At 38.1% G+C, this 13,635-nt stretch carries 12 protein-coding genes; 11 read left to right on the forward strand and 1 reads right to left on the reverse strand.

Annotation, left to right across the window (positions count from 1 at the left end):
- The first annotated feature begins 103 nt into the window (after positions 1–103).
- From OTK01_RS02505 to OTK01_RS02555, 11 genes are all read left to right on the forward strand, one after another.
- The gene (locus OTK01_RS02505) at positions 104–1,999 is read left to right on the forward strand and encodes a methyl-accepting chemotaxis protein (protein WP_029228343.1); all 1,896 of its coding nucleotides are present in this window, start codon (positions 104–106) and stop codon (positions 1,997–1,999) included.
- A gap of 17 nt (positions 2,000–2,016) precedes the next feature.
- Positions 2,017–3,453, forward strand: a complete 1,437-nt coding sequence (locus tag OTK01_RS02510; protein WP_029228344.1) for a chemotaxis protein CheW — start codon at positions 2,017–2,019, stop codon at positions 3,451–3,453.
- Positions 3,454–3,491: 38 nt separating this feature from the next.
- Complete coding sequence (locus OTK01_RS02515) at positions 3,492–4,559, forward strand: protein-glutamate methylesterase/protein-glutamine glutaminase (protein WP_029228345.1); 1,068 nt, start codon at positions 3,492–3,494, stop codon at positions 4,557–4,559.
- 21 nt (positions 4,560–4,580) lie between these two features.
- Complete coding sequence (locus OTK01_RS02520) at positions 4,581–4,958, forward strand: response regulator (RefSeq protein ID WP_029228346.1); 378 nt, start codon at positions 4,581–4,583, stop codon at positions 4,956–4,958.
- Positions 4,948–5,415 carry a chemotaxis protein CheX gene (locus OTK01_RS02525; RefSeq protein WP_029228347.1) on the forward strand — a complete coding sequence of 156 codons (468 nt, stop codon included), beginning with the start codon at positions 4,948–4,950 and terminating at the stop codon, positions 5,413–5,415. Before OTK01_RS02520 ends, OTK01_RS02525 begins: the two co-directional genes overlap by 11 nt.
- A 3-nt stretch (positions 5,416–5,418) precedes the next feature.
- Entirely contained in the window at positions 5,419–5,892 is a 474-nt protein-coding gene (locus OTK01_RS02530; protein ID WP_029228348.1) for a chemotaxis protein CheX, read from the forward strand.
- Between the two features lie 3 nt (positions 5,893–5,895).
- Entirely contained in the window at positions 5,896–6,735 is an 840-nt protein-coding gene (locus OTK01_RS02535) for a CheR family methyltransferase (RefSeq protein ID WP_029228349.1), read from the forward strand.
- 4 nt (positions 6,736–6,739) lie between these two features.
- A complete protein-coding gene (locus OTK01_RS02540) occupies positions 6,740–8,530 on the forward strand; it encodes a chemotaxis protein CheA (RefSeq protein ID WP_029228350.1) in 1,791 nt (596 codons plus the stop codon).
- Between the two features lie 128 nt (positions 8,531–8,658).
- Positions 8,659–10,329 (forward strand): ribulokinase, encoded by a 1,671-nt coding sequence (locus OTK01_RS02545; RefSeq protein WP_029228351.1) that lies wholly within the window; start codon positions 8,659–8,661, stop codon positions 10,327–10,329.
- Between the two features lie 115 nt (positions 10,330–10,444).
- Entirely contained in the window at positions 10,445–11,539 is a 1,095-nt protein-coding gene (locus OTK01_RS02550) for a GntR family transcriptional regulator (RefSeq protein ID WP_029228352.1), read from the forward strand.
- A gap of 2 nt (positions 11,540–11,541) precedes the next feature.
- Positions 11,542–12,186, forward strand: a complete 645-nt coding sequence (locus OTK01_RS02555; protein WP_029228353.1) for an L-ribulose-5-phosphate 4-epimerase — start codon at positions 11,542–11,544, stop codon at positions 12,184–12,186.
- An 87-nt stretch (positions 12,187–12,273) separates the two neighbouring features.
- Here the strand turns inward: OTK01_RS02555 and OTK01_RS02560 are convergent, their stop codons facing one another.
- The gene (locus tag OTK01_RS02560; RefSeq protein ID WP_029228354.1) at positions 12,274–13,632 is read right to left on the reverse strand and encodes a beta/alpha barrel domain-containing protein; all 1,359 of its coding nucleotides are present in this window, start codon (positions 13,630–13,632) and stop codon (positions 12,274–12,276) included.
- Between the last annotated feature and the right edge of the window lie 3 nt (positions 13,633–13,635).

Genomic DNA, 13,635 nt, shown 5'->3' on the forward strand with positions numbered 1-13,635 from the left:
AAAAAAAAAGTTTACAGATACTTAGAAAAAGTGTATATTTGTAAGTAGGAATGATTTTAAATAAATTGTCAACAAAAATTTTTGTAGGTGGGGAGGTTTGTATATGGAAAAGAAGCTTTTGAAGAACGACCCTACTACAACAAAGAAGGTTGAAAGCAAAAAGCAAGCAGAGGAAAAGGCAAAAACAAAGGCACTTCTTCGTCAGCAACAGCTTTCTGAAAGACTTGCGGCAGCCGCAGCCCAGCTTATGGCGGGGATTGAACAGTCAACTGCAGCTGTTGAAGAGCTGAACAAAAATGTTGAGCAACTTGCAGCAGCTGCAGAGGAGACAGCAGCTTCTGTTGAAGAGTCAAAGACCGCAACAGATGAGATTAAAAAATCAGCAAATGTAGCATATCAAAACGCAATTGAGCTTGTTGACAAGGCAAAGACCTTGAACATCTCTGTTATGGACACAACACGCAAAATCCAGGAGATAATCGAAGAGGTAAAACTTTCTGCTTACAAAAAACTTCAGGCAAGCGAGTTCATGAAACAACTGAATGACTCTGCAAAGGATATAAACGATATTGTGATTTCGGTAGGAAAAATTGCTGACCAGATAAATCTTTTGGCTTTAAATGCTGCAATTGAAGCTGCAAGGGCTGGTGAGTACGGACGAGGCTTTGCAGTTGTTGCTGATGAGATAAGAAATTTAGCCGAAGTGGTTGAAAGATTAACAGATGGTGTTAAAAAAAATGTTGCCAAAATAAATGAGGAGATTCAGAATATTGATAAGGAAATAAAAGAGTCTGTTGAGTATGAGAATGCAAAAGCAGCAGTGGGTGAGGAAATTCTTACAAAGCTTTTAGAAACAACAAAGATTTTTGAAAAGGTCTTGACAAATGCAAATGAAATTCAAAAGTCGTCGCAGAAGACCTCTAACTCAATGGATGAGTTTTTAAAGCTCATGACAAATATCGCAACGGCATCAGAACAGATAGGAGCGGCAATTGAGGAGATTAGCCAGACAGTGAATGAGCAGGTAAAGGCGTACAAAATTGCAAGCGAAAAGGCTGAAGATTTAAATCAATTGGCAGAAGAGATGCGGGTTTCAACTGCTCTGGAAAAAGATGCCACAAAGATTTCAGCATCGTCTGACGAGCTTTCATCAGCGGTTGAAGAGATTTCTCAGTCTTTAGCGCAGATAGCCGAGGCATTTTCCCAGGTAGAGACTGGTTCTAAAATTCAGGTTGAAAACGCTAACCTTGCTAAGAACAATATAAATGAGATAGTGATAGAGTCAAGGAAAAATAAAGACTTTTCAAATGAACTCAACGGCATAATCAATACATTTAATGACCAGATGAATGATGTGATTGACAAGACAGTTGCGCTGATTTCTGACCTGTCCAACGTTTTGACATCAAACAACAAGGTTTTAGAATTCATTGAAAGCTTAGATAATTATATAGCTGAATTGGAAAAGCTGATAGAGCAGATATCTTTGGTAACTGTTCAGACCAATATGCTCTCAGTGAATGGTTCAATTGAAGCAGCAAGAGCAGGAGAATATGGAAGAGGTTTTTCTGTTGTTGCCAATGATGTAAGAAATTTGGCTTATGAGTCTTCTGAAAATGCTCAAAAGATGAAAGACATTGTAAAGAGCACTCAAAGAAAGGTTTTAAGGTTTACAGGTGATATAGAAAACCTCACACTTTCAACATCCAACATGGTAGAGAGGTCAAAAAGGGATATAGAGCTTTTAAACCAGACAATGAACTTAATAAGAGATATGAAACAAGCAACAAATGCTATCAATATGGAAATTCTTCAAATTCAGTCTGCTTTAGAGCAGCTTACAAAAGGAATAGAGAACATTTCAGCTGCAGCACAAGAGAACTTGGCATCGCTTGAAGAGGCAACAAGAGCTGTAAATGAGCAGAGACTTGGGGCTGACGAGCTGCTTTCGGCAATACAGGATGTGGCAAGCTTGGCTGAAGAAATTTTAGCCATGTAGCGAAAGGATGATTGAGTATGAGCAAGATAGGGGTGCTGGATCTTAATGTCATTGTATTTCAGATAGGTAGGCAGAACTTTGCATTTAGTCTCGACAATGTAAAGGAGATCATAAAGGTTCCATCTATCACTCCAGTTCCACTTACCAAGAATCATGTAGCAGGACTTATAAATTTGAGAGGAGAAGTCATACCAGTTTTGAACCTAAAGGAAAAATATAAAATTGACAGTTATGTAAAAAGTGAGGATGCAAGAATAATTGTGATAGAGAAAAGTGGCTTTAAAATGGGAGTGTTGGTGGATAAGGTTCTGAACATCAGCAGCATTGACCAATCTCAGCTGAGTGAGTGCAAAATCACTACACTTGACGAGATAAAAGCTGTGATAAAACAGAAAGAAGAAGAGAAATTAATCACCTTCATTGATAGTGATAAGATTTTTGAGGAGAGCTATGAGCTTGCAGTTTTTCAAAAGGTAAATGTAGAGGCAGGTAGCTCGAAAATCGAAGAAAATGAGCTTAAAATTTCAAGGCAGGAAAGGTACATCTTAGCTGCAATTGATAACCAAAATTATGCACTCAATATTTCGGATATTCAAGAGATTATAAGATTTGCAGACTTTTCAACCATTCCATCTGAAAGTGATGAGATATTAGGTGTTATAAATTTAAGAAATGAGATAATTCCCATTGTTAACATTCAGAAGTTGTTAAAGGTACAAAACAAAGAAACGGATGATGAGACAAAGATTGTCATTGCAAATCATTCCAATATGAAATTTGGGTTTGTTGTAGACAGGATTTTATCTGTAATATCTGTAAATGATGAGGACATAAAAAAATTGCCGACCATTGCAAACTATGAGGATATCTTTGAAGGTAGCATCAAATCAGACGATAAAATGTTTATTATCATTAATGTAAAAAAGATTTTTGACAAAGTGAGCAGTGCCATTTATGAGGAATTTAAAAATCAGGGAGAAGAGGCTTTGGAAATGGTGAGGACCAATGAGGAAAAACAGGTAGTGTTATTTGAACTAAATAACCAAAAATTTGCAATTGACATTCAAAAGGTAAAAGAGATAAACCGTATACCTAATATTGTTAAGGTTCCCAATGAAAAAGGTTATTTAAAGGGAATTGCGAATTTGCGTGGCGATGTGATAGCCATTGTCGACCTTTGTTTGCTTTTGTACGGCGAGGAGACCCAGCTGAATGACTCATCAAGAGTGATAATAGTTGAGCTGAAAGGAGAAAGATTTGGAATTTTGGCAAAAAAGGTTTTGAGTGTATCAAAGGTTGCTATTGAGAACATTGTTGAGGTTGACCAGTCTTTTGAAGATGAGGAGATAAAAGAAAAATTTAGCAATTTGGATATCAAGTACATCAAAGCTATCATAAAACAAAATGATGACCTGATTATTCAAATAGACCCTGAAATAATTATAGAAGAGTAAATGTTGTTACCATGCCGAAGTGAGGAGAATGAATTTTCATGATAAGAGTTTTGGTTGTTGACGACTCAGCTTTCATGCGAAAAAAGTTGACAGAGATTTTAGAAAGTGACCCTGATATTGAGGTTGTTGCAACTGCAAGAGATGGAGAGGATGCCATCAGAAAGGCTGAAGAGTTTTTGCCTGATGTAATAACTCTTGATATTAACATGCCGAGGATGGATGGGCTTACCGCATTGAAGATTTTGATGCAGAAAAAGATTGCACCTGTTGTGATGGTATCCTCTCTTACCCAAGAAGGTGCAGAGATTACATTAAAAGCTCTTGAGATGGGAGCATTTGATTTTGTTCCAAAACCGGGTGGAACTATCTCACTTGATATTGATAAGGTAAAACAAGATATAATAGAAAAGGTCAAAGCTGCAGCTGCATCTTCTCACAAGTTTGTAGTGAAGAAAGCATTTGTCAAAAAAGCTTCATTTAAAGTATCCCAAAAAACACCACCATCTACTCAACCTTTGGGGCAAAAACCGTCTAAAGCCATTGTAATAGGAATATCAACTGGTGGACCAAAGACAATTATGGATGTTATACCTTATCTTCCGGCGAATTTAAACGCCTGTGTTTTTTTGATCCAGCACATGCCACCTACCTTTACTGCTCAGTATGCAAAAAGATTGAACGAAAACTCTCAACTTGAAGTTGTAGAAGCGTCAGCTGGAATGAAGGTGGAAAAGTCAAAGTGCTATGTCGGGAAAGGCGGATATCATCTTACTTTATATGGCAGTAGCATTGACGATTTGAGAATAAGACTCACACAAAAGCCTGAGCACAGGTTCATGCCGTCTGTAGATGTTTGTATGTTGTCAGTGCTGGAAAAGTTTAAGGAGAATACTATAGGAGTGCTCATGACAGGCATGGGCGATGACGGTGCTGATGCAATGGTAAAAATAAGACAAAGCGGTGGGGTTACCATTGCAGAGTCTGAAGAGACTGCAATAGTATTTGGGATGCCGCGCGAGGCAATTTTGCGAGGCGGTGCGGATTATGTGCTTCCATCATACAAGATTGCAGAAAAACTGATTGAGCTTGTTGGAGAAGAGGACTGAAAAAGGAGGGTGTAAAAGGTCATGAAAAGGATTATGATAGTTGATGACTCACCTATGATTCACAAGCTTCTTAAAAAAGAAATTGAAAAGTTAGGACATGAAGTTTGCTACTGTGCAACAAACGGGCAGGAAGCTATTGAGAAGTATTTTGAGTTAAAGCCGGATTTGATTTTTATGGATGTTACAATGCCGGTGTTAGAAGGTGATGCGGCATACAACAAGATTTGTGAAAAAGACAAATCGTGCAAGGTTGTGTTCTTGAGCGCAATAGGGGATAAGGAACTTTTAAATGTTACTGATACATCAAATATTGTGACAATTATAAAAAAGCCTTTCAAAAGCGAGGATATTCAAAAGGCTATAAATTTGGCATTTGGAGGGCAAGAAAGTGATAGATGAGGTTTTGAAAATAGCCGATGATGTTGCTAAAAGTCTTTTGTTACAAAATTTTGGTCTTGCAGCAAAAGATGGCAAAGAATTTGTGCCTGAGTTAGATGAATTTCAATACTCTGGTGTTGTTGGAGTTTTGGGTGTAATGGGCGATATGAAGGGAAGAGTTATAATTGGAGTTGATTTTAACCTTTCCACACATCTTGTAAAATCAGTTTATGACCAAGATGTTGCGACAAACAGTGATATGCTTGATGTGTCATACGAAATTTTCAACATGATTGTAGGAAATACATTGGTTGAGTTCAAAAAAAGCTATAATATCGGATTGCGTCCAACTCCTCCTTCCATTTTTCTTGGCGAGAATATGCTCATTGTTTCACCGAAGATAGAAAGAAAAAGGATAGAGAATGTATTTGAGCATGGAAAAATGTTCATAGAGGTTGGGTTTGAAAGGGGAAGATAAAAGGTGAATGAGAGCGTTATTGAAGCTGTCAAGAATGCAGTGACGTCAATTCTGCAGCAGTTCGGTGTAAGTGATATAAGGCTTTCTTTTTATCAAAGGAAAGAAAACAGTGAAAGTGATTATCCTGTAAATGTTACCATAGGTTTCTTGGGAAAGGTAAATGGGTATGTGATTGTGGGGTTAAATGAGTTTATAGCTGAAGAGCTTGTGAATATTATGACAGGAGGTTTTTTGAACACCTTAGACGACCCAATGGCAAGGAGTACCATTTTGGAGCTTGGTAATATGCTGTCTGCCTATATTGCAAACAACATGTCTGCTGATCTTGGAGGTGAAAGGGTAGACATCACTCCTCCAACTCTTGTGATGGGTAATGAAATTTATATAATGATGACAAGGTATGAGGCTGTGGATATAAAGTTTGCAACAGATAAAGGAACGATAGGTGTTAATATAAGCGTATGGAGGAAAGAGTAGTTTATGAAGCAAGATATTGATGCCGCTTCGATTGACAAAATAAAAAAGCTTGTATTGGAAAGAACCGGAATATTGATAAATGAGCAAAAAGCAAACATGATTTTGCAGAAGATTCAAATACTGATAAATGAGGGTGCTATAAAGGATTTAAATCATTTTTATTATAACCTCATAACAAACGACAGGGAACTTCAGAACTTTATAAATTTTTTGACTGTCAATGAAACATATTTTTTCAGAGAATTCGAGCAGCTGAAAGCTTTTGCAGAAGTAATACTGCCTGAGGTTGTTGAATTTAAGAGGAAAAGTGGAGAAAATAAAATAAAAATCTGGGTTGCGGGATGTGCAACAGGTGATGAAGCATATACCATTGCTATTATCCTAAGTGAGTTTTTAGAAAAAGATTTTTTGTATGAAATATATGCATCTGACATAGATACTAATGCGCTTGGGGCAGCAGAAAAAGGCGTGTATGAAGCGAGAAATGTTCGATTTGTCCACCATTATTATTTGAATAAATATTTTGATATTACAAAAGAAGGCAAATTCCAAATTAAAGAAGAACTAAAAAGGAACATAAAGTTTTTACATCACAATTTAGTTGATTTTAGCAAGTATTTTATTTTTTCCAAATCAGATTTTGTCTTTTGCAGAAATGTGCTTATCTATTTCGGTGATGAGCAAAGGAAAAAGGTCATCGATAAGATGTATGAGATTTTAAACTGTGGAGGATATCTATTTTTAGGTCATTCAGAATCTGTTGGCAGACTTTCTGATAGATTCAGTGTAAGAAGGATAAACGATTCCTTTTTCTACTATAAAGAGTGCGAAAGCGGATGGTGATTTGATGAGAGTTATGGTAAAAGAGGATGAACTTGAAATTCTGGAGGATTTTTTATCAGAGTCAAATGAGTATCTCAACAACATAGAAGCGGAGATACTGGCATTAGAGGAAAGAAAAGATGATGAAGAGCTTGTCAATAGTCTTTTTAGGAAATATCATTCTATGAAAGGATTATCAGGTTTTTTTGAAGGCATGGGTGAATTTACATTGCTCTGTCAAATTATTGAAGATGTGTTAGCAAAGATCAGGAATAAGACAATAAAAGTGAGCAGTGATGTTATTGATTTTTTGTTAAAAGGCAGCGATATAATAAAAAGAGTTGTTTTTAAAATAGGTGATGAACGTAAAGCTGAAAAGGGATATATTGAGGTTGAAGAGGAATTTGATTTAGATTTGTTTGCAAAGGAAAAAGAAGAACTCATAAACAGGGAGATTTTGAAGGCTCAAAGTGTGAGTGAAGGTAGAGAAAGAGAAATAGAATTTGTTGAGGAAGAGAGTTTTACAAATGAAGAACAAGGTCTGCAGGATGCATCAAGTAATCAACTTGATAGGAAAGATACTATTGAACAGGTAATTGCCTCAACAACATCAGCATTGTCTGCAGAGCTGAACGAGGTAAAAATAAGCTATGAAAAAATTGATGAGATGCTGGGGCTTGTTGGTGAGATTATAACAACCAAAAGTACATTCTATTATCTTGTAAAAGAGCTTGAAAAGTACGATATGGACCTTTCAAAGAGATTCAGTGAACTTTTCCGTTCTATCCAAAGGACTTCTGAGATTCTTCAGGACCACATAATGAAAATTAGAATGATTCCTTTTGAGATGGTGGTAAAGAGGTTTAACAGGCTTATAAGAGAAACTGCTAAAAAGACAAGGAGAAAGGTAAAATTTTCGTACACTTGTGGCGACGTGGTTATAGACAAAGGCATAGCAGAAAAACTGAGCGAACCTCTTATGCATATAATAAGAAACTGCATAGACCATGGCATTGAAGATGCTTCTGAAAGAAAGAAATTGGGCAAGCCAGAACATGGAAAAGTAGAACTTATTTCGTATTATAAGGGACAGAACATTGTTATAGAGATATCTGATGATGGCAGGGGAATGGATATTGGCAAGATTATACGAAAAGCAGTAGAAAAAGGAATTATATCAGAAGAACAAGCGGGTAGTTTAACTGCAGATGAGGCTATAAAGCTGATATTTGAACCTGGTTTTTCTACCAAGGATGTGGCAGATGAGATTTCTGGCAGAGGTGTAGGTATGGACGTTGTGAAAAACATCGTAGAGTCCTTAAAAGGAAAAGTTGAAGTTATAACAGAGGAAGGGAAGGGAAGCAAGTTCATCCTTGAGATTCCGACAACTGCTGCCGTCTCTCAGGGCATTGTAGTTGTTTACAATTCACAAAAATTTATAATTCCATTTGAGTATGTTGAAGAAACTGTAAAGATAAATGTAAAAAATGTGTATGGTTGTGTAGACAAGCTTCTCATTGATGTAAGAGATGAGCCAATTCCTCTTTACCCTATTTCGTACGTGCTGTATCAAGAAGATTTATGCAATGAAGATGTTATCAAAAGGTTTGTAAAAGATGGTGAACTTTCTGTTGTGATTTTAAATGTCAAAGGTGTAAAGATAGCAGTATGTGTAGATAAACTTATGCAAAATGAGGAATTTGTTTTAAAACCACTTCCAAAAGCACTGGAAAAAAACAAGCTCCTTTTGGGGACAACTATTGACTATGAAGGAAATGTTATACTTGTGTTAAATCCCGAATATTTTAGGCTCTAAAAGAGAAGGATGTGAAATTGTTCACGTACAACTTTTTTCACTCCTTCTCTTTTGTTCTTTTTGCATATATGCTACTATATTTTTAAAGAAACATGTATGCACAAGCAAAGGAGAAAAGGGGGATTTTTATGGCAAAGTTCAGCATAGGAATTGATTTTGGAACACAGTCAGGAAGGGCAGTGCTAGTAAATGTTGAGACAGGTGAAGAGGTTGCCACAAGTGTGAAAGAGTACACTCACGGAGTTATGGACGAAAGTTTGCCAGATGGCACAAAACTTCCTCACGACTGGGCACTTCAACATCCACAGGATTATATAGAAGTCTTGGCAACAACTGTTCCAGATATCTTGAAAAAAGCAGGAGTTTCTAAAGACGATGTGATTGGAATAGGAATTGACTTTACAGCCTGCACAATGCTTCCTATCAAAAAGGATGGGACACCGCTTTGTGAGCTTTCCAAGTTCAAATCAAATCCTCATGCCTATGTTAAGCTGTGGAAACACCATGCTGCTCAAAAGTATGCAAATAGGCTAAATAGAATAGCACAAGAGCGAGGAGAGAAGTTTTTACAAAGATATGGCGGAAAGATTTCATCAGAATGGCTTTTCCCTAAGATCATGCAGATTTTAGAAGAAGCACCTGAGGTGTATGAAGAGGCGGACAAGTTTATAGAAGCTGCTGACTGGATTGTATTTAAGATGACAGGTGTTGAGAAGAGAAACTCATGCACAGCAGGATATAAAGCTATCTGGAGCAAGAGGGAAGGATATCCTTCAAAAGAGTTTTTCAAAGCACTTCATCCAAGGCTTGAAAATGTTGTTGATGAAAAGCTTTCACGTGATATATACCCCATTGGGCAGAAAGCTGGAGAGCTCACAGAAGAAATGGCCAAGCTAATGGGACTCAATCCTGGGACAGCTGTTGCAATTGCAAATGTGGATGCTCATGTATCAGTTCCTGCTGTTGGGATTACTGATATTGGCAAGATGCTAATGATAATCGGAACATCTACATGCCACATGCTTTTGTGGAACGAAGAGAAGATGGTGCCTGGTATTTGCGGGTACGTTGAAGATGGAATTTTGCCTGGTTTTTATGGGTATGAGGCGGGTCAGAGCTGTGTTGGAGACCATTTTGAATGGTTTGTTGAAAACTGCGTGCCACCAATATACTATGATGAAGCAAAGCAAAAAGGACTAAATATCTATCAGCTACTCAAAGAAAAAGCAAAGGCTCTAAAACCTGGTCAGAGCGGTCTTTTGGCACTTGACTGGTGGAATGGTAACAGGTCAATCTTGGTTGATGCAGACCTGACAGGAATGATGCTTGGCATGACACTCACAACAAAGCCAGAGGAGATGTACAGGGCACTGATTGAGGCAACGGCGTACGGCACAAAGATAATAATTGACAACTTCAATGAGCATGGCGTTGAGGTAAGAGAGCTTTATGCGTGCGGTGGAATTGCTGAAAAAGACGAGCTTTTGATGCAGATTTATGCTGATGTGACAGGGCTTGAGATAAAAGTGTCAGCATCACCTCAGACTCCAGCACTCGGTTCTGCAATGTTTGGTGCAGTTGCTGCAGGAAAAGAAAGAGGTGGGTATGACAGCATATTCGAGGCTGCAAAGAAGATGGCAAAACTAAAAGACTATTCTTACAAACCAAATCCGCAAAACCACGAGATTTACAAAAAACTCTACAGAGAATACAGAATTCTTCACGACTACTTTGGCCGTGGAGCAAATGATGTGATGAAGAGGCTAAAAGAGATAAAAGAAGAAGTTTCAAGGATGTAAAGCTTTTAAATCTTTTAACCCTTCAAAAGCAGGCTGCCCTTTTAAAACTTCCTTTGCTTTTTAGGGGTGGCCTGCAAGTTAAATAATGGTATTGATTTAAAAATTTTTAAGTGGTATGATAAAAATAAACTTGTATGGACAAGATGATGATAAGATGAGCAAAACCAAATATGAGATTATAAAAGATTTCATTATTGAAGGGATTAGCTCTGGCAAGTTCAAAGAGGGCGAGAAGATTTATTCAGAGAATATGCTGTCACGAAAATTCAAAGTTTCGCGGCACACGGTAAGAAGAGCTATAATGGAGCTCGAATTTGAGGGACTTCTTGTTTCTCAAAAAGGAAGAGGTACGTTTGTTGCAAAGAAAACTGCCGACAGCTCTAAATGCATTGCTGTTCTGACAACATTTATATCCGACTACATCTTTCCCCTGATTATAAGAGGAATTGAAAAGGTGATAGCACATGAAGGGTATGGTCTTTTGCTGTTTTCGACTGACAACAGCTACGAATTTGAAAGGTATCATTTGGAGAGTATAATAAACAACCCAAACATAGATGCTGTCATAATAGAGCCGACAAAAAGTGCCTTGCCTTCCAAAAATCAAGAGCTTTACAGAAAACTTATACAAAAAGACATTCCTGTGATTTTCATCAACACTATTTTAGAAGGCATTGCTCAAAACTACATAATAACCAAAGACCAATCAGCAGTTTACAAGCTCACAACCAGTCTTATAAAAAGCGGTTGCAAAAAGCTTCTAGGTATTTTCAAAGGCGACGATTTGCAGGGGATAAAAAGATACAGTGGTTTTGAGAAAGCGTGCAAGGAGGCACAGGCAGAGTTTGATGCAATCTTTTTTACAAGTGAGGAGTATAATTTTGTTCATAATAGAGCTGCTGAAGTCATATCAAGAGAAAGATTTGATGCAGCCGTTTGCTACAACGACAAGATTGCTCTTCCTCTTTGTGTAAAGCTAAAAGAAATGGGATTTAGAATTCCTCAGGATATATCAGTTACGGGATATGACAATTCACTTCTTTCTACACTGACAGATATAAAGCTCACAACAGTTGAGCACCCGAAAGAAAAGCTTGGAGAGATGGCAGCAAAAGCAGCAGTTGCCATGATAAAGAAGAGCAGAAGAGGTGTTAAAGAAGAGGTTGAATGCGAGATTATCTTTAGAAATTCCACAAAAGGAGGGCTATAAGTATGTTGGAAAATCTGAAAGAGCTTGTTTGCAAATATAATTTGTATCTTCCAAAATATGGCCTTGTCACATGGACATCTGGCAATGTCTCAGCTCGCGACCCTGAGACAAACCTTGTTGTCATAAAACCATCCGGTGTTATGTACGACGATTTGACACCTGATAAGATGGTTGTGGTTGACATGGACGGAAATGTTGTTGAAGGAAGTTTAAAACCATCAACAGACACCCTCACACATCTTTATGTATACAAACACATGCCACACATAAATGCTGTTGTCCATACACATTCTAACTATGCAACAGCATTTGCAGCGCTGGGCCAGCCCATTAAAGTGTATCTGACAGCAATTGCCGATGAGTTTGGCTGTGAGATTCCGTGTGGACCGTATGCTCAGATTGGTGGTGAGGACATAGGCAAGGTGATAGTGGAGTATATAGGAGACTCACCCGCAATCCTTCTTCAGAACCATGGAGTTTTTACAATAGGCAAGACAGTTGATGAGGCAGTTAAAGCGGCTGTTATGGTTGAAGATGTGGCAAAAACAGTGTTTATTGCAAAGATGATGGGCGAGCCTATCGAGATCCCACCTGAAGAGGTAAAAAGAGCTCATGAGAGGTACATGACCAAGTACGGACAGAAATAAAGTTTTTTTGAACTCCCCCAGCACAAAAAGGTTGTGATATACACAACACAAGGCTGCCGTTTTCAAATGGCAGCCTTGCTTGTTTTTTTACAGTCCAAATATTCTACTTACAACCTCTTTTAACTCTTCATCGCTTATAGATGTATTTCTTCCATTTTCATATTGATTGTCTACCCACTCTTTGACCTTTTGAACTCTTGGGTCTTTTTTATCAACCTGGATGTCAATGCCGCTATCTTTGAAGTACCTGTTTATCCAGATTACAATTCCTGCAATGCCTGAGTATGCATCTATAATCACCTTAGGAGGCCTTCCCAGAATCTTTCCTGTATCAAATATATTGTAAATCTCCTCATCTTTCATAAGCCCATCTGCATGAATTCCAGCCCGTGTTGCGTTAAAGTTCTCACCAACAAAAGGCGTCATTGGAGGAATCTCATACCCGATTTCTTTTTTGAAATAATCAGCAATCTCAGATATTACAGCAACGTTCATGCCGTCTGCTGACCCTCTTATCTGAATATATTCCATCACCATTGCCTCTAAGGGAGTGTTGCCAGTCCGCTCACCTATTCCCAAAAGTGATGTGTTTACCATTGAAGCACCGTATAGCCATGCCATTGTTGAGTTTATTACTGCCTTGTAAAAATCGTTGTGACCGTGCCACTCAAGCCACTCAGATGGCACTTCACCGTAGTTCACAATGCCATAGATTATCTGTGGAACGCTTCTTGGCAGAGCAACACCAGGGATGGGTGAGCCAAGCCCCAGCGTGTCACAAGCTCTGATTTTCACAGGCATGTTTGCCTGTTTTGAAAGTTTCATAAGCTCGTTGATAAATGGCAGAACAAACCCATAAAAGTCTGCACGTGTGATGTCTTCAAAATGGCATCTTGGAATTACTCCTGCCTCTAAAGCTGCCGACACAATCTCTAAGTACTGCTTCATTGCCTGACTTCTTGTCATCCTTAGTTTTTTGAAAATGTGATAGTCAGAACATGAGACAAGTATTCCTGTTTCCTTGATACCAAGGCTCTTTACAATCTCAAAGTCCTCTTTTTTTGCACGAATCCAAGCAGTCACTTTTGGAAAATCATAGCCTTTTTCTAAACACTTTAAAACTGCTTCCTTGTCCTGCTTTGAGTAGACAAAGAACTCTGTGTGAAGAATAACACCGCTTCCATTGTCAAGCTCATGCAAGTAGTCATAAATCCTACAGATTTGCTCAACAGTGTAGGGTGAGCGTGACTGTTGGCCGTCTCTGAAGGTTGTGTCTGTGATGTAAAGCCGCTCAGGAACATTCATTGGCACAATTCTGTGGTTAAAAACAAGCCTTGGTACCTCATTGTAAGGATAGATGTTCCTAAAAAGATTTGGCTCCTCAATGTCCCTGAACTGATACTCAATCTCGAGAATGTGAGTCTTTTGATTGAACTTAACATTCATAAA

The sequence above is a fragment of the Caldicellulosiruptor acetigenus genome (genome assembly GCF_026914305.1).
GTDB classification, from domain to species: Bacteria; Bacillota; Thermoanaerobacteria; order Caldicellulosiruptorales; family Caldicellulosiruptoraceae; genus Caldicellulosiruptor; species Caldicellulosiruptor acetigenus.